At 43.4% G+C, this 17,605-nt stretch carries 17 protein-coding genes and 3 tRNA genes; 6 read left to right on the top strand and 14 right to left on the bottom strand.

Annotated elements, in window-relative coordinates:
• Positions 1-15 precede the first annotated feature (15 nt).
• The 3 genes from BFN00_RS03465 to BFN00_RS03455 all read left to right on the top strand — a co-directional run bounded on the left by BFN00_RS03465 (position 16) and on the right by BFN00_RS03455 (position 2,655).
• Positions 16-1,287 (top strand): hypothetical protein, encoded by a 1,272-nt coding sequence (locus tag BFN00_RS03465; protein WP_071850466.1) that lies wholly within the window; start codon positions 16-18, stop codon positions 1,285-1,287.
• 124 nt (positions 1,288-1,411) lie between these two features.
• The gene (locus tag BFN00_RS03460; protein WP_082180547.1) at positions 1,412-1,609 is read left to right on the top strand and encodes a hypothetical protein; all 198 of its coding nucleotides are present in this window, start codon (positions 1,412-1,414) and stop codon (positions 1,607-1,609) included.
• An 89-nt stretch (positions 1,610-1,698) separates the two neighbouring features.
• Positions 1,699-2,655, top strand: a complete 957-nt coding sequence (locus BFN00_RS03455; protein WP_071850465.1) for a 2-hydroxyacid dehydrogenase — start codon at positions 1,699-1,701, stop codon at positions 2,653-2,655.
• Positions 2,656-2,723: 68 nt separating this feature from the next.
• Here BFN00_RS03455 and BFN00_RS03450 read toward each other — a convergent pair whose 3' ends face one another.
• The 6 genes from BFN00_RS03450 to glyQ all read right to left on the bottom strand — a co-directional run bounded on the left by BFN00_RS03450 (position 2,724) and on the right by glyQ (position 8,323).
• Positions 2,724-3,197, bottom strand: a complete 474-nt coding sequence (locus tag BFN00_RS03450) for a hypothetical protein (RefSeq protein WP_071850464.1) — start codon at positions 3,195-3,197, stop codon at positions 2,724-2,726.
• Positions 3,198-3,425: 228 nt separating this feature from the next.
• Positions 3,426-3,815, bottom strand: coding sequence for a hypothetical protein (locus tag BFN00_RS03445; RefSeq protein ID WP_071850463.1), 390 nt, complete (start codon positions 3,813-3,815; stop codon positions 3,426-3,428).
• Positions 3,816-3,873: 58 nt separating this feature from the next.
• Complete coding sequence (locus tag BFN00_RS03440) at positions 3,874-4,488, bottom strand: Pycsar system effector family protein (RefSeq protein ID WP_071850462.1); 615 nt, start codon at positions 4,486-4,488, stop codon at positions 3,874-3,876.
• Positions 4,481-5,200: an adenylate/guanylate cyclase domain-containing protein gene (locus BFN00_RS03435; RefSeq protein ID WP_004278544.1), complete on the bottom strand. Its 720-nt coding sequence runs from the start codon at positions 5,198-5,200 to the stop codon at positions 4,481-4,483. The genes BFN00_RS03440 and BFN00_RS03435 overlap by 8 nt, the downstream gene beginning before the upstream one ends.
• Positions 5,201-5,270: 70 nt before the next feature.
• Positions 5,271-7,340: a glycine--tRNA ligase subunit beta gene (glyS, locus tag BFN00_RS03430; protein WP_071850461.1), complete on the bottom strand. Its 2,070-nt coding sequence runs from the start codon at positions 7,338-7,340 to the stop codon at positions 5,271-5,273.
• On the bottom strand, positions 7,340-8,323 hold the full coding sequence (glyQ, locus tag BFN00_RS03425; RefSeq protein ID WP_004278542.1) for a glycine--tRNA ligase subunit alpha: 984 nt from the start codon (positions 8,321-8,323) through the stop codon (positions 7,340-7,342). Before glyQ ends, glyS begins: the two co-directional genes overlap by 1 nt.
• A 312-nt stretch (positions 8,324-8,635) precedes the next feature.
• Here glyQ and BFN00_RS03420 point away from each other — a divergent pair, with 312 nt between their 5' ends.
• Complete coding sequence (locus BFN00_RS03420; protein WP_071850460.1) at positions 8,636-9,442, top strand: transglutaminase-like domain-containing protein; 807 nt, start codon at positions 8,636-8,638, stop codon at positions 9,440-9,442.
• 115 nt (positions 9,443-9,557) lie between these two features.
• Positions 9,558-10,667, top strand: coding sequence for an HPP family protein (locus BFN00_RS03415; protein ID WP_071850459.1), 1,110 nt, complete (start codon positions 9,558-9,560; stop codon positions 10,665-10,667).
• 37 nt (positions 10,668-10,704) lie between these two features.
• Here the strand turns inward: BFN00_RS03415 and BFN00_RS03410 are convergent, their stop codons facing one another.
• The 4 genes from BFN00_RS03410 to BFN00_RS03395 all read right to left on the bottom strand — a co-directional run bounded on the left by BFN00_RS03410 (position 10,705) and on the right by BFN00_RS03395 (position 14,095).
• Positions 10,705-11,085, bottom strand: coding sequence for a hypothetical protein (locus BFN00_RS03410; protein ID WP_071850458.1), 381 nt, complete (start codon positions 11,083-11,085; stop codon positions 10,705-10,707).
• Positions 11,086-11,307: 222 nt separating this feature from the next.
• A complete protein-coding gene (locus BFN00_RS03405) occupies positions 11,308-12,720 on the bottom strand; it encodes an SLC13 family permease (protein WP_071850457.1) in 1,413 nt (470 codons plus the stop codon).
• An 83-nt stretch (positions 12,721-12,803) separates the two neighbouring features.
• Positions 12,804-13,589 (bottom strand): sulfite exporter TauE/SafE family protein, encoded by a 786-nt coding sequence (locus BFN00_RS03400; protein WP_071850456.1) that lies wholly within the window; start codon positions 13,587-13,589, stop codon positions 12,804-12,806.
• A gap of 230 nt (positions 13,590-13,819) precedes the next feature.
• Positions 13,820-14,095, bottom strand: coding sequence for a PspC domain-containing protein (locus tag BFN00_RS03395; protein ID WP_004278536.1), 276 nt, complete (start codon positions 14,093-14,095; stop codon positions 13,820-13,822).
• A 243-nt stretch (positions 14,096-14,338) separates the two neighbouring features.
• Here BFN00_RS03395 and BFN00_RS03390 point away from each other — a divergent pair, with 243 nt between their 5' ends.
• A complete protein-coding gene (locus BFN00_RS03390) occupies positions 14,339-15,028 on the top strand; it encodes a hypothetical protein (RefSeq protein ID WP_071850455.1) in 690 nt (229 codons plus the stop codon).
• Between the two features lie 182 nt (positions 15,029-15,210).
• Here the strand turns inward: BFN00_RS03390 and BFN00_RS03385 are convergent.
• From BFN00_RS03385 to BFN00_RS03370, 4 genes are all read right to left on the bottom strand, one after another.
• A tRNA-Lys gene (locus tag BFN00_RS03385) sits at positions 15,211-15,286 on the bottom strand.
• Positions 15,287-15,361: 75 nt separating this feature from the next.
• Positions 15,362-15,437 (bottom strand) — tRNA-Lys (locus BFN00_RS03380).
• Positions 15,438-15,457: 20 nt separating this feature from the next.
• Positions 15,458-15,533: transfer RNA gene (locus tag BFN00_RS03375), tRNA-Lys, on the bottom strand.
• Positions 15,534-15,728: 195 nt separating this feature from the next.
• The gene (locus BFN00_RS03370; protein ID WP_071850454.1) at positions 15,729-17,570 is read right to left on the bottom strand and encodes a long-chain-acyl-CoA synthetase; all 1,842 of its coding nucleotides are present in this window, start codon (positions 17,568-17,570) and stop codon (positions 15,729-15,731) included.
• Positions 17,571-17,605 lie beyond the last annotated feature (35 nt).

Below are 17,605 nucleotides of genomic sequence, written 5' to 3'. Positions count from 1 at the left end.
CAGCACGGGAAAGTTATGGACAAGCAGATTGTTTTTGAAGATGAACATATACGCGCGATTTTTATGCCGGGATCTTCTTCAGAACTGATTTTTTCATTTGGCGATTTGATTACCCGTGCCAAGGGCCTCAACATCAATGCAGAAAAGTCACTGGCGAAATTCGAGTTTAATGTACTTGGCATTATGCCCAAGCATAAATCCTGGTTTCCGCAAGGTTCCATGTGGAACATGTTGCAAGCCATCGCTGAACTGATTGCGCCTTTTCAGCAGCGTATTGCTTATGGCGGCTCGATGGGCGGCTATGCCGCGATTAAATATTCCCGTGCCTTGGGCGTACAACGGGTGGTGGCGATGGTGCCGCAATACTCGATTGATCCGGAAGATGTACACGATGCCCGCTATAACATGTTCTATCAGCCAGAGCTGAATACAAATATGCGGGTTGCAGCCGAAGATATCGATAATGCCTGCGAATATATTATTGTCTATGATCCTTACTGTGCCGAAGATCGTGCCCATTATCTGAAATTAGAGGCACTAATCCCACATCATCATGTGCTGCATTTGCCTTTTACCGGCCATGATGCGATCGCAGTTTTGGCCAGTTCCGAATTGCTCTATGACTTTTTGGTACATGACTATGAGCCGAGTTATTTCTACCAGAAAATGCGTCGGGTCAAGAAAAACAGCAAGTTCTATTATCGTAAGGTGATTGAAAATGTCTTGCCACGACACCGCATAGCTTTGGGGCACATTCTGAAAAATAACGATCTGCAACTGGATAACCAGTTTTTTGATGCCAGCCAGAAACAGGTAATTTTGCGGGAACTGTTACGCAATAAACAGGTTGATCAGCATGACCTGCTCAAACTGGGCATTCATGTGAATTTGCCGCAGGAAAATCGTCAGTTGCTGTTGGACCAGTATGGGCATGGTCTGGTATTTAATGTCATCAGCCATAAAATCGAAAGTTATGCAGAAGGCGCAATTGCCCTGAACCATAAATTCCTGATTCCGATTTATGCCAAAGGTAATGGTTTATTGAGCATTAACCTGAATGATGAACGTTATCTGGTGGTGATGAACGACCGGCATATCATGAAACTGATCAAGGAACAGGATGAGCTCAGTCTGGGTATGCACCCGATTTTAATGAAGCGTTATAGCGATTTTTATATGTTTAGCTATAAGCAGCTGAATCTGAGTACCAATGAGTATGGTGCTGCTGCTTTTATCAACGATAGTGACAAAAATACGCAGTTTGTGACGCACAGCGAGATAAATTAACTAAAATTTTTATAAAAAACAATTACTTGACTTGTGATGAGCTTGGCATAACATAGAGATAAGCGGTATAAATAATAAACCAATTATATCGTTCCCGATGGTTGAAACGAAGAAGGGGATCTCTATGATGCAAGCGACTCGGATGATGCAAGTATGTTTTATCTTCGGTTTGGTTCTACCCAATCTGGCGCATGCAGAAACTGTGCATCCTGCAGTGATCATGGTCAGTGCGTCCATCATCTTTATGATTATTCTGTCTGTGTATGTGGTGTATCGTATCCGCAAGTCACTACGTAATCATATGGATAAACCGCTGGATTAATTGCATCAGGCTGGAAACAGGTTGAAAAGCCTCAATGACTTGTTTTAAATGACAGACATAAATTGTCAAACAGGATTGAGGGAATAGCCATGAAAGCCGTTTATTTAGACTATGCTTCTTTAGACCAGCAGGATTTGGACTTTCAGGCACTGCATGCAGTATTTGATTCACTGGTTTTGTATCCGGCGACCTCGGCTGCCGAGATTGCATCCCGTGTAGCTGATGTCGATGTCATCATAACCAATAAAGTCGTGATTGATGCAGCTACAATTCAGCAATGCCCTCAACTCAAACTCATTTTAATCTCTGCAACCGGCACCAATAATGTTGACCTTGAGGTGGCCAAAGCACGCGGGATTGTGGTGTGTAACTGTCAGGCCTATGGCACTTCGGCAGTCGCGCAGCATACCATCATGTTGATGCTCAATCTGGCAACTTCATTCCTGTCTTACCAACGTGCGTTACAGCAAGGCGAATGGCAAAAGGCCAGCCAGTTCTGTTTGCTGGATGCGCCAATTGTCGAGCTAGCCGGAAAAACATTGGGTATTGTCGGTTATGGCGAACTGGGCCATGCGGTGGCGAAACTGACCGAAGCCTTTGGCATGAAAGTTCTCATTGCCGCGCTGCCAAACCGTGCAGCGGATGCATCTCGTGTGCCATTTGCCGAGCTACTTCCTCAAGTCGATTTTCTCAGTCTGCATTGTCCACTCACTGAAGATACCCGCCATTTAATCAGTCATGCTGAGCTGGAGGCAATGAAAAGCAGCGCATTTTTAATTAACTGTGCGCGTGGCGGAATTGTCGATGAAGCGGCATTGGCTGAGGCTCTGCGTGCAGGCAAGATTGCCGGTGCAGCGACAGATGTTCTAACGGTAGAACCACCGAAACAGGGCAATGTGCTGCTCGACTCTACGATTCCCAACCTGATTGTGACACCGCATAATGCCTGGGGCAGTGTCGATGCAAGACAACGGATTGTGGATCAAATGGTCGAAAATGTAGCAGCATTTAAACAGGGTCAGCCGATTCGACAGGTCAATTCATAGATCGCGTCGATACAAGGTAATAGTTTTATTTTCTAAAAATTAAAAAAGCCCATCACGGGCTTTTCTTATCAATCAGTTACCGCATAACTGGTAGCTGATCCTGACTGGGGTTGAGTCTGTGGTGTATTTGGGTTTTGCGTCGCACTCGACTGGCTTAAAGGCTGCTGCACGATAGGTGCCTGTTGTGAATTTCCACGCCAGACTTCTTTGGTCTGCTGGATTTTCTGACCGGTTTGTTGGGCTGCCTGAGTTGCACCCTGATCTACTTTTTGCAGTGTATCAGAGGTTGCAGATTTGGTATTGCTCCAGGCCCGGTCTACCCCCGGCTTGATTTTGGCAATGCCTTTTTCCGTTGCTTCACCGACTTTCTCAGCAGTATTAATCACGCCTTCCTGTGCTTTATAAGCAAAGACATGCAGCAGGTTCGGATTTTCACCATAAGGCTTAACCGGTTTAGCAGACTGAGTCGTGGTTTGTGCAAATGCTGGAACAGAAAGCATTATTAAAGCAGTCATTAAAATAATTGGGGTTTTGATATTCATTATGGATCGACCTCGAATTCGTTTAAGTGCGGTCTGAGTTTGTTTTTCAGTGTAACGGATAATGGGTCAAAAACAATGAATATCCTGTGAAGAGTGCAGGCCTTTCAGGTTGATCTGTGCCGGAATATTGTAATTTTTAAAGAAAGGGCAGTAGAAATCAGATGAAGGGGCGAATTGAGTTTTAGCAAAATAAAAGCCCTGTTTTTATACTTAAACAGGGCGATTTTTTTAGTCACATTGTGTCAGCGCATCTTTGGCGAAATGTTCGCGTAAGCTGACAAAGTTCTTTTGTACACTTGCATCGTGCAGGTCAAATTTTTGTGCAGTACTGGTTCCATCGCGCTGGAAAGTCGCTGAGCCGGCATCGATTAGAGTCATGCCTTTAAATGACCATTGTTCAATAACACGGTTATTGCCAATATCGCCGGTGAATTCAATCACGCATTTGTCGAGGAATTTAGTCAGTTTTGCCTTGTTGTTGGTGGTAGCTGGAACCACTTCGAGGTTTTGTACTTCTTGCAAGACGCCAACCTGAAGCTGTGGGATTTTGGGTGCAGATGTACAAGCTGTAACTGCGATACTCGCAAGACCAGTCAGAATGAGGGTTTTAAATTTCATATGATTCTTTCTTGTTGAGTGTTGTTAGATTGAGTATAGGAAATATAAAGTGAAATGCCTATAACAAATAGTCTAAATATTGTTTTGGTTGAAGATGTTGAATATCTTGATTTACGACATCAATTTTCTTCATATTAGGGGCAGATAGAAAGCTTATAGACCCCACTATAATAAGCACAAAAATTAATACTATTGCATGGCGTAAGCGGAAAATTTTTAGATCACGAATGTAGATTAACTTTAAATGTTCATAAGCTAATTCTTTTGAAATATCTAGAGAGGTGTCTTCAATTTCATTTTTGTAGTCTTGGACAGATTTTGTGGCAAAGTTCTTTGTTCGCCAAAAAATATTTAATAATTTGAAGTTAAATAAACCACCGCCAAAATATAGCCCTTTTTGATTTGTATTATCTGAAATATGCTTACTAGGATTATCTATTGCGGAGAGTGCTAAAAGTAAAATAAGAACGGTTGCTAGCCACATTACAAAAATTATGGCTGCTAAAGCATGCTGCCACCAAAACTCGTTAATTGTTAAATATTTGAAAATTTCTCTTATTTGAGGAAAAGGAACAATTAAACCTGCTAATAAAGCCCCAATTTTAAAATCTATAGCACGAATATTTTGTTGGGTGTCTTGGATAGCTGAATGAAGAAAATCAAGTTTATCCATTGGCTTGAACCCATGTATTCATCAATATATTTATAACATCACACTCATAGAAATCCGTATAAGGTACTTTGTCACATAGCTTTTTATTGTCATCATTTAAATTTTGGTGAAATACATCAGAAAGAATGATTGGTTTGCGCCATCCTTTGTTTGCATTATTGCAATAGTGAGCTGTTTTTCCAATTAGTTCGCCGATCCAAGTAACTTCATTGATACCACTACCTTTATAGCCAGCTTTTATAACTAAAGCTTGTCCATAATGAAGCCCCATACCAACTTTAAGCTGAGTATAATTTTTTTTCTTAAGTTTTATATTTAAAGTATGAATTAGTGAATTAGCTTTAGCAGCGGTAGTAAATACCTCATTAATTTGGACAGTTGTTTCTGTATTGAATACCCCCCAAACACAATCACCTTCAATATAAATTTGCTGGATATTTTGATTACCGTTAAGGAGCGCAACCAATTCAGAAATATAGGCTCTATATATTTTTGCTAAAACTTTCTTTTGATGTTGAGTAGCTAGGTCTTTTGAACCACGTAGATCAATAAATAAAGCAGAGCAATTTATATGATAGCCGTTGGTGTATGTTAGATCATCTATACCAGGTACTTTATTACTCTCTTGATAATTATTATCTGAAGAGTCTAATATTTCATCAATTCTTTCACGGCTTTTTTCAAAATCATATGATTTGTAATTTGCTTGCATTTTTTATTCATTCATTAAAAACCCCACTAACTTATAGCGGGGTTTTGTTTAACTTTCAAGCAATTAAGGCTTAGTGCTGTAACACCGAAATATCTGCCACTTTCGTAAACAACTCACGAAGCTGTGCAAGCATACGTAAACGGTTTGCTTTCAGGTCGGCATCATCCGCCATCACCATGACACCGTCAAAGAATGCATCAACAGGCGCACGAAGTGCAGCAAGTGCAGACAATGCAGCAGTGTAGTCTTTGGCAGCAAATAACGGCTCAACTTGAGGCGCAATTTTAGCAAGTTCAGCGAACAATGCTTTTTCAGCATCTTCAACCAAGTTTGCTTCAACTACAGCACCTTCAGGAGCAGTTTCTTTCGCTAAGATATTCGCAACACGCTTGTTGGCAGCAGCCAACGCAGCAGCTTCAGGCAATGCACGGAAGTGATTTACCGCATTTACACGCTTGTCAAAATCAAGCGGAGATTTTGGTGAAAGCGCTTGAACGGCTTGAATCACATCAACTGCAACACCTTGGTCTTCGTATTTCGCACGGTAACGACCTTCAAGGAATGCAACCGCATCCGCTAAAGTCTTGTCGTGATCTTTCAATACATCGCCATAAGCAGCAAGTGCAAGTTTGATCAGGTCTTCAATCGACACATCAAGCTCGTTTTCAGTCACAAGACGTAAAATACCAATTGCAGAACGACGCAGTGCAAACGGGTCTTTAGAACCTGTAGGTGCTTGACCAATACCGAAAATACCTGTGAGCGTGTCTAAACGATCCGCAAGGGCAATCGTAGTACCTGTCTTCGTCTTAGGTAAAACGTCACCCGCGAATTTAGGTAGATATTGCTCACCTAAAGACTCAGCCACTTCAGCATTTTCACCTTCAAGACGCGCATAGTAAGTACCCGCGATCCCTTGAAGTTCTGGGAATTCACCCACAAGTTCAGAGGTTAAGTCACATTTTGCAAGAAGCGCCGCTTTTTCAGCATCTTCCGCTTTTGCACCTGTAATAGGCGCAAGTGCTACAGCCAATTTCGCAATACGTTCAGACTTGTTCCAAAGCGTACCCAATTCAGCTTGGAATACCATGTTTGCAAGTTTCTCTTTACGAGACGCAAGCGGTTGCTTTTGATCTTGCAAGAAGAAGAATTCAGCATCAGACAAACGTGGACGAACCACTTTCTCGTTACCTTCAATAATTTGTGTCGGGTCTTTCGACTCAATATTTGACACAGTAATGAAGTATGGTTGAAGTTTATTGTCAGCGTTCACTAAGCAGAAGTACTTTTGGTTGTCCTGCATGGTGGTGATCAAGGCTTCTTGAGGAACAGCAAGGAAGCGTTCTTCGAAGCTAGCACGAAGCGCAACAGGCCATTCAACTAAGGCTGTTACTTCGTCACGAAGGTCAGCAGGGACAATCGCAATGGCATTGACTTCATCAGCAAGTGCTTTCACTTGACCATCAATGATTGCTTGACGCTCTTCAAATGAAGCCACAACATGCGCTGCTTTTAACTTCGCTAAGTATTCGTCAGCGTGCGTTAAAGTAATCGCTTCAGGTGCGTGGAAACGGTGACCATACGTCATGTTACCTGCTTTGTGATCCTGAATGGTTGCATCAATCACATCGTTATCTTTTAACAACACCACCCATTTCACAGGACGTACGAATTCAGTACGGCTTGCTGCAGAACGCATACGTTTTGCAATTGGAAGGTTGTCTAAAGCTGCTTGTAAAATTTGTGGCAGTAAAACGTCCAGGCTTTGACCCTTTACGTCTTTCAAATAACAAACTTTTTCAACTTTACCCGCTTGGAAAGTTGATACTTGATCAACTGTGATGCCTTGACCACGCATAAAGCCTTCAAGTGCTTTGGTTGGGTTGCCTTCAGCATCAAAGGCTGCCTGTTTGGCAGGGCCGTCAAAACGTTTTTGTGTGTCTGCTTGTGCAGCATCAACATTGACAATTTTAAGTGCAAGACGACGAGGTGCTGCATAGGCTTCGATTGAATCAAACGCTAAGCCAGCATCTTTTAAGCCTTTAACGGTTTCTGCATGTAGTGCATCACGTAATTTTTTCAGGCTTTTTGGTGGAAGTTCTTCACAACCCAATTCGAACAAAACGGTATGTTTAGACATTATTTGCTCTCCTTGTTTGCTTCTTTCGCTTCTGCTTCAACTTGCGCTTTTAATTGTGCCAACACTTCATCACGTAATGCAGGTTCAGCCATTGGGAAACCAAGTTCCGCACGTGCTGCTACATAGCTGGTCGCAATAGAACGTGCCAAGGTACGTACACGTAAAATGTAACGCTGACGTTCAGTCACAGAAATTGCGCCACGCGCATCCAATAAGTTGAAACTGTGTGATGCTTTCACGACTTGCTCATATGCAGGAAGTGGAAGTTTCGCTTCAATTAAACGTGTTGCTTCAGCTTCATAGAAATCGAACAATTCAAACATTTTTTCAACGTTGGCATATTCGAAGTTATAGGTCGATTGTTCCACTTCATTTTGATGGAATACATCGCCATACGTCACGGTACCGAACTGACCTTTGGTCCAAACCAGATCGTAAACTGAGTCTACGCCTTGCAAGTACATGGCAAGACGTTCAAGACCATACGTGATTTCACCAGTCACTGGGTAGCATTCAACACCACCGACTTGCTGGAAGTAAGTGAACTGCGTTACTTCCATACCATTCAGCCAAACTTCCCAACCTAAGCCCCAAGCACCCAGTGTTGGAGATTCCCAGTTGTCTTCTACGAAACGAATGTCGTGAACTAAAGGATCAATACCGATCGCTTTTAATGAATCAAGATAAAGCTGCTGGATGTTGTCCGGGTTTGGCTTAAGCACCACCTGGAACTGGTAGTAATGCTGTAAACGGTTCGGGTTTTCACCATAACGGCCATCTTTCGGACGGCGTGATGGTTGAACATAAGCGGCATTCCAGGTTTCAGGACCCAGCGCACGAAGGAAAGTCGCAGTGTGGAATGTTCCTGCACCCATTTCCATATCATAAGGTTGCAAAATGACGCAGCCTTGCTCCGCCCAGTAAGTTTGTAAGGCAAGAATTAAGCCTTGGAAGGTATCAATATGCGATATGGCGCGACTCATGGTCATCCACTTAAAATTAGAGAAAAATTGTGCTCAATTATAAGGACTTTGCAGGGGAGTGGCAAAGGGTTAATGTAGGGATACTTTTCTGAAAAAAATAAAAAAGGCTTAAAGGATACGCGTCATTTAGAGGCTTACTGCGATTTTGGCTTTGCTGGTTGATACAGGCTGATCTGAAAATCAGGAATAAATCAGATATATGGCATCCTGTTCACTGGAGAGTCATAAAGTTCAACGGATCTTATACGATTGTCGTTCTTAAATTAGTTTAATATTCACGCAATATAATAATGCTTAAAAATAAGGAACTTCATGACCACTTACCAAATTCAATGCCATTTAAAATACAAGGTCGTACAACCGACAGAATTTATTTTTATGCTTCAGGCGGCACATCATTCTGATCAGAAGATTCTTGAAGAAAAACTCAGCTTTAATCTGCCCGTAACATGGCATGAATTTCAGGATGCGCAGCATCAAAATCGTCATGTTCGGCTACAGGTCGAACCCTGTGAGGCTTTTGAGCTGAATTATACGGCGACAGTGGTTCGTCAACCGGGCCTCTCTCTTGAGCTGCAGCAAGGTCTGAAAGAAGTGACTATTCCTGAGCTGCCCGATGAAGTATTGCCTTATTTGCTGGCCAGCCGTTATTGCAATTCGGATTTATTGCTAGAAATGGCGAAACGCTCATTTGGCTGGATGACACCAGGCTATACGCGTGTCAAGGCGATTGAACAGTGGATTTATAACAATATTTTTTATGTGTCTGGCAGTTCCGACCAGTTTACCACTGCCACAGATGTACTAGTGCATCGTGCAGGCGTATGCCGTGACTTTGCCCATTTAGGCATTGCGCTGTGCCGTGCCTTAGGAATTCCAGCACGCATGGTGGTCGGTTATGTGGAAATTGAAAAGTTTTTACCCGATTTTCATGCTATTTTTGAAGCGTATTTAGACGGTGGCTGGGTGCAGTTTGATCCGACCCGTTTGGCTCCGGTCGAAAATCTTATTCGGATCGGCACTGGAGTCGATGCCGGAGATGTGGCATTTTCAACTTATTATGGTCAGGTCGAACTGTTAAAAATCCAGCCTTTGATTCAACCTGAAATGAGCCATTAGGTTGTTTTAAAAAGCATGTATTCGCGAATGGTGAAAAGATGTAAAACACAGATGCCTTTCATCGGGCTTGGTTCTATAATGCCCAAAATCTATAAACAATAAGATCAGGCGTACTGTGTTTCACTCCCATCTCGACTGGCTCAATACCTTAAAACCGAATTTCAAAGTCCTTCCACTTAAAGACCGTCTGCTCTGCGGAGTTGGAGCACTACTGGGTTTGGTCGTCTCGTCCTTGTTGAGTTTATGGATTCTGGGGGATTTTGAAGCCTGGTATATTGCCCCGATGGGCGCATCCTCGGTATTGCTGTTTGCAGTGCCTGCCAGTCCTCTGGCACAGCCCTGGAATATTCTGGTCGGAAATACCATTGCTGCGGTGATTGGCGTGAGTTGCGCTATATTCATAGTTAATCCGACCGAAGCCTTTAGTGTCGCCGTGGCCTTGGCGATCGTTCTGATGATGACCACAGATTCCCTGCATCCACCGAGTGGCGCCGTGGCCATTACCGCAGTGCTGGGCGGCCAGCCGGTGCATGAACTCGGTTATGCCTTTGTATTTTATCCGGTGCTGCTCAATTCAATTCTGCTCATGGTGATTGCGATTGTCTTTAACCGGATGATTGGCAAGGATTATCCGCAGCAAGCTCAACTAAATACTCGTTCCAAGGATCCGACGCCGACCCAGAAAGTCACGATTCAACCACAGGATATTCAGGAAGTGCTGGATCAGCGCACCGAGTTGCTGGATATCAGTGAATATGACCTGCAAAAAATCATTCTGGAGGCACAAAACCGCGCCAATGCGCGTGCGGTACATGAATTTAGCTGCCAAGATATTATGACGAAGGATGTAGCAACCCTGCATGAAAATGATGATATCCAGCACGCATTGGACAAGTTCAAGCAGATGAACCTGATGAGCCTGCCCGTCGTTAATGCCGATGAACAACTGGTCGGTACACTGGCAATGTATCAGGTGGTGGAATGGTTCAAGCGCGCTGCCGATGTCCGTAGCAGTTGGGAGCATCAGGTCAAACATATCATGACCCGTAAGGTAATTACGGTACAGCCTTTACAGCCGATTCAGGATCTGGTGCCATATTTTGTCGAACGTTCGTTCAACTATATTCCGGTGGTGAGTGATCAGAAATTGGTGGGAATTATCAGTCGGGCAGACATGATTGCCGCACTGAATCAGGAACTGAATCATTTTAAAATGAAAGCTTAAAACCGGATTAAAAGGGAATATAAGCGACCATGCCTGATCAGGTCTGGTCGGCTTGCCAGCTGAGAAAACTGTAAAACAGTTCCATCGTCAGGGAAAAATACAGCAGAAACAAAAAATGAGTACTCAAAGCTTCGCTTGGAGGATGCGAGATGTAGGCCATGATCAGGATCCCCAAGACGTAGCTTATTAAAATAGTGAGGATATTAAACAGTTGATAATGGCGTAGCAGCAGGTGAGTCACCAATAGGAAAGGGAAGATCATCATCCAGTAAGTCAGGCAGACAAAAAAGCTAATAAAAAGCGCTGAAAACAGGCTCTTGAAAATGGAGAAAATCCCAGAGCTGGCTTCATGAAATAGCGCATAAGGGAATAAAATTACAGCGATGATCAGAGGTGCAAGCGCGAGGTTAAATGTCATTTTCCAAGGGGAATTCTGGATCGGTTGAGAGATTAAGTGAAATATCCTGTCCACTATCTATCTGCTACTTTTTGATGTTTTTAATATAAAGACTTTATCTTTATCATTGTTAAAAGCATATTATTTTTCGATGAGAGAAAGATTCAACATATAGGCGATTGATACGACAAAGCACACCGGAGTGTGCTTTGTAGAGGGTGTGATGTTTAAGAGCTGTAATGATTAAATAAAGAACCAGTAAATAAACAGTGAAATAATAAAGATACACATGATATTCAGCACAAAACCAACTTTCATCATTTCGCTTTGCTGGATATGACCGGTTCCAAAAACAATCGCATTTGGTGGGGTGGCTACCGGCAGCATAAAGGCACATGAAGCACCAATACCAATGACAATCACCAGAATTTCTTTGGGCATGCCCATCTGATCCGCAATCGCGGCAAATACTGGTACCAGCAAGGCAGCTGAAGCGGTATTACTGGTAAATTCAGTCAGGAAGATAATAAAAGTAGCGACTACGAAAATAATCATCAGCGGGGAGGCATCACCAAAGGCATTGGCCAGAGTTTGACCCAGTACCAGCGAACTGCCTGAATCCTTCAGAATGGCACTCAAGGTCAGACCACCACCAAATAGGTACAAGACCCCCCAGTCGGTATTTTCTGCAATCTGTTTCCAGCTTGCGGTACCCAGAATCACCACCATACAGGCAGCCAAAATTGCAATCCAGGTATCCGGCTGGGAAATACCAAAAATTTCGGTGAATTTTTTACTGAAAATCCAGGCAATTGCAGTACAGAGAAAGAGGATCATGGTGGCTATACGGGTGCCGGTCCAGGGAATGTCTTCGGTCACAAATTGTACTTTATGATTTAGTTTTGGACGTAGTACCAGATATAAACTGACCAGCATGGCGGGAAGAATAATGAACATCATCGGCAAGCCGATTTTCATCCAGTCGGCAAAATCATAGCCAAGTGCCTTGGCGGCAATGGCATTCGGAGGTGAACCGACCATGGTGCCCAGTCCGCCAATACTGGCTGAATAGGCAATGCCGAGCAGGATAAAGACAAAAGTTTTACGATCCTTGCTGACATCCAGATGTGAAAGCAAGCCTAAGGCCAAAGGCAGCATCATGGCAGCAGTCGCCGTATTGGAAATCCACATGGACAGCAGCGCCGTCACCACAAAAATCGCCAGTACAGAAATGCCCAGATGCCCTCTGGACATGGAGATGATCCACATGGCAATTTTCCGGTCCAGTTTCTGGATATGCAACGCCGTTGCCAGCGCAAAACCACCAAAAAACAGGAAAATGACAGGATCGGCAAAAGTGGCCAAAGCGGCTTGTGTGGTAATCGGAACCAGTTCCTCACCAGAGGCCATTGGCATGGCCAGCAATACCGCCATCACGGGGATGAGTAAAGCTGTAATCGTGATATGAATGGCTTCAGTCAGCCATAAGATACCGATAAAGGCTAAAAGGGCCAGTCCTTTATTGGCATTCTGGTCATAGGGCAGGTAAAGATATAAGCCATAGGCTACGATGGCTGCGACAAGAATAAGGATCCAGCCTTTCAGCAGTCCTTTGGGCATAGCATTGGTCGGGGTAGCTAGGTTGGTCTGAGTCATATGCTCTCCTTGCAAGGTGTTTATTTACGTCATTTTTATATGCCAGCTTTGAATTTGTAATTTTGATTTGTTTAAAAAATATCCTATTTAAAGATACTATAACCAGATTGTTGCAATAATCCAGCACTTTGCCAGAGAGCATACAAGCCCAAACCCAGAAGTAAAGCCAGGACAATCCATTTGAAGTGCTGCTGAGATAAACGATGGCGTATTTTGCCTCCAATCCAGACACCAGCAAGGGCGAATAAGCTTATCCCGATCAGAATATGCTGTTGATGGGTTTCCAGTGTGATCAGAATTGGAAACAGTAAAACCAGCTGGATCAGTTTACCGGCAATGAAATTGAGATTACTGATAATGACAATAGCTGTTTTAGACAGCTGGCCACTCATCAGATACATCATTAAAAAAGGTGCCATAGCATTGGTCGCACCTCCAATAATGCCGGCCAGTAAACCAAAACAGAGCATACTGGAAATATGCGGACTAACTTGCAAAGGCCGTGCCCGTAATTGGTCCAAGACATAAAATATGATTACTAGACCTAATAACAGTTTTAAATAAGCCTCATTTAGCCAAAGTAACAGTTTGACCCCGAGTACACTGCCGATCAGGCTACTAAGCATTAGTGGCCAATAGCGTTTTATATAATAGCCAATGCTATTCAACAGACTATGCGTAGGATCGGCATTCAGCATGATCAGATTCAGCAGCAGGCAGGGCAGAATGACAAGCGTAACCGCGATACTAAGCGGATATGCACTGGACAGAACAGCCGTACTCATCATGGGAAAGCCAAAGCCGCTTAAACCATGCAGCAGGGCTGCTAAGGCACAGAGCCACAGCATCATCCATTCTGCCTGAGTCATGTGAAATCCATTTCAAAAATTGGAATCTTGAACTTATCGTGAATTCAACTAAGAAAGAAAGTGAAAAGCTGTAATACAGCAAAGAAATAACAAAAAATATAGGCAAAAAAAGCCACGATAACTTGGGGAAATTACCGTGGCATCAAAATTTCATCCCATTTAACCGGGGTGAAAGAGGAAGCTCTGCGATGAAACTGGTTAAGAACGCTTGTTAAAAATGACTGTACAGCTTAATAGCGTTTATCCTGATTCACTGTACGCACAGGATTTTGATAGCCCTGAGGTTGATGAACGCTGTCATGATCAATTCTGTACTGTTTTTTCGGCATGATTAACCACAACACCAGATAAACCAAAATACCCGGGAAGGCGGCACTCATGATTGAAATCACCACAAAAATTAGACGTAATAAATTTGCGTTCCAACCAAAACGTTCAGCAATACCACCCATCACACCTGCAATCATGTTTGAGCGGTTAGAGCGATATAAACCAACATTGGCCATTAAAATCTCCTGATTAAAAATAGGTTTGAATCCTAAAATGGGTCCATACTTAAAGAAATGGAGTTTACTTAAACTTTTTAAAGTGCTGATTACAAATAAAATCGTTAAGTAATGTTAATAAAGATTAAAACCAGATCTAAGAGCTACTAACATAGTGAAAATTCTATTGAACTCTTGTGTAAAGTTCATCAGCTTTGCTGTGTGCTTTTTGCTCGCCATGTTTCCTATTTAGGTTTGTTAAAAATGAAATTGGATGTATCACGTTGTACATTAAGCAGTTTTTTTAAATGTAGCCTGGTGTTGGGGAGTGTAGTGATTTTGCAGGCTTGTGATCAGCAGCAGGTCAAACCTGAACAGGAAAGTCAGGCGACCTCAGAAGAGGGCGTTAAAATTTCCACTGCCAATACGAAGGCCGATGTAGTGACTGTCAGCGCCAAATCCTTAACTCAGGTCGCAGGGCAGGCGACTCTTCCGGTAGAAGCAGATTTAAACCCGGCAACTGTACCAGAGGATGCCAAGGTGTTTATAGGTCGCTATCATACTGAAATCGACTGTGATGGCCGCTTTGCGCCTTGTACTGAAGGTAAGGCAGAATTTATTTTGACTCTAATGCCGGACGGTACGGTGCATCGCAGTATTTTACAGTATGGCAAAGTATTTATTGATAATACCAAAAGTAGCACGGCTCATAATATTACCTACCGTAAAGACCGCTGGTTTATCAATCCGGAGCGCACCGATATAGTAGTGAATCGTAAAGAAGGAGCGAGCTTTTACTATAAGATTAAAGATTCAAATCACTTAGTCATGAATCTGGAAAAAATCTATAGTGAAAAAGAAAAAACCAACCGGGAATTATTTGATCGCGGCTATCCGGCACCTTCGAAAGCCTATGAACTGGTCAAAGACACGTCCTTTCATATTCAAGAATAATACCCGATAAAAATCGGCTGATCTGGTAGAAAGCTTAATTCAAATACTGTTTAGATTAGACAATAAAGGCAAGTTGTGGGAACGTGTGAGCCTAAAATCTGGGCGCAGAAATACACGACCAAAACATCGCAATTTAATTAAAATATAATAAGGGAAATCAGGGAGACATTCTAAGGAAAGAATGGTGGGTCGTCCGCGATTCGAACGCGGGACCAACGGATTAAAAGTCCGCTGCTCTACCAGCTGAGCTAACGACCCTGAGGAATAAAAATGATGATGACCATTTTTATGACGCAAGAGTGTGGTGTACTTTTACGTGATCCTTTCGGAAGATGGTGGGTCGTCCGCGATTCGAACGCGGGACCAACGGATTAAAAGTCCGCTGCTCTACCAGCTGAGCTAACGACCCATCAAGGGATATCAAATAAGTGGTGGGTCGTCCGCGATTCGAACGCGGGACCAACGGATTAAAAGTCCGCTGCTCTACCAGCTGAGCTAACGACCCTGAACCATCATTCAAACCAGGTTTGAATGTGCAGTGCAAGTCAAGCTAAATAGCTTAAAGCACCACTTTGTTTGATGGAGCGTATTGTAGCAAGATCTCATTTCAGCGCAAGCAAAAAATAACAAAGTTGCCCATGTTTGATTATAAATACAACAATTATGCTTTATCTAAACAAAAAATAGGCAACTTTAGTACTTAGAAGCGATATTGATAGGCCTGAATATTGGCAAAAATCTCTGCGGTGAGCTCCGAATATGCCGTTGCACCTGGCAATAACACCAGCAGGCGTTCATGGGTTCTACTCGGATCAAATGCTTGCTCTTTCAATTTATTTTTCTGGTATTTAAAGGTACCTGTAGTTTCAATCTGCTGTTGTATACGTAAAAATACCGGTACCGCATAAGCCGGCAAGCATTTTTTAAAGCAAGCGGCCATGGCTGCTAAATCTGCATCATCCAATTTTACATCGGGTTTCAGGGTAATCGCAGCCATGCCGGCACGACCATTGGTATTAGGGATTTCTACCCCATACACCACTGCTTCAACGATTTTGTCATACTCAGTCAGCATGTTTTCCACTTCAGTGGTGGAAACATTTTCACCTTTCCAACGGAAAGTATCACCCAGACGATCGACAAACTGGGCATGACGGAAGCCGATATTGCGCACCAGATCTCCGGTATTGAAGTAAGCATCACCTGTGGTAAATACGTCGTGCATAATGACTGACTTGTTTTTTTCCGGGTCGGTATAGCCATCAAAAGGTGAACGGCGGGTGATTTTACCAATTAATAAACCAGTTTCGCCTTTTTTCACCCGTTTGCAACGGCCTTTAGTGTCCCGCACCGGCTCATTTTTATCTTTATCAAAGGCAATAATCGCATACGGTGTGGGTGAGAAACCGACAGTATTGTCAAAATTGAAAATATTGCTAAAGCCGACATTGCCTTCACTGGAGGCATACAGTTCCAGTACTTCCTGAATGCCAAAACGGGATTTAAATTTATCCCAGATATTTGGGCGCATCCCGTTACCAATCATTTTGGTTACACGATGGCCTTTTTCTAGTTCAGATGGGGGAGCATCCATCAGATAGCGGCACAGCTCACCGACATAACCAATCGCAGAGGCATCAAATTTTTGCACATCCTTCCAGAAAGAAGAGGTCGAAAATTTACGGCGAATAGCCAGGGTGCTGCTTCCTGCAATAACACCGCACCAGCACACCACCATGCCTGTGGCGTGATAAAGTGGCAGGGTGCAGTACATCACATCATCTTTATTGAGATTCAACACATGCCCATAGGTGCCATAAGCCAGTGTCCAGCGGCCATTGGTAAAAATCACCGCTTTAGGTAGACCTGTGGTGCCCGAGGTGTAAATATAGAACAGTCCGTCTTTGCCTTGCACCGAATGGGTGGTTGATGGATTGAATTTAGGAGAAAGATCGGTTTTTTCAGCCAGGTTGATAAAGCCTTCAGGTGCCTGACCCGGATCGGCTTGAGTATTCTGATCTGCAAACCAGTGCAAGCGGTCACTGCTAATATTCAGGTCATTACGAATCTCGTTAACTGCATGACGACACTCTTCACCTACAATCAGGGCAATCGGTTTGACCAGATTGATACTATGGGTCAGTACCTTGCCGACTTGAGAGGTATTGACCAGAGCCGTGGTCACCCCCAGTTTGGCCAGACCAATTACACTGGCAATCAGTTCAGGACGATTCTCGACCATGACAGCAACGACATCACCTTTCTTGGCTCCCAAGGATAGATAGAAATGGGCAATCTGGTTGGCCCAGGCATTGAGAGCGGCATAGCTATAGCTTTGCTCTTCAAAACGTAAGGCAATACCTTCCGGGTTACGCTTGGTCGCTTTTTCAAAAGCCAGACCCAGGCCGGCCGGTGTGTTCGGAGTACGTAAATATGCCTGTCTTAGACCAGTGAGCAAATTGGGTACTTTGGTCAAAAAAGCCGGGATTTTGGCAGCGACATCTGCAATCCCAATCAGATCGTGTGGTTTCATTTGGGTCATGAGAATCCTATTTATTTTTCGTATCCGATACGTTC

It is taken from the genome of Acinetobacter sp. AR2-3, from assembly GCF_001878775.1.
Classification (GTDB): Bacteria; Pseudomonadota; Gammaproteobacteria; order Pseudomonadales; family Moraxellaceae; genus Acinetobacter; species Acinetobacter lwoffii_D.
The sequence above is the reverse complement of the archived record's forward strand: the minus strand, read 5'-3'. Positions and strand labels throughout refer to the sequence as shown.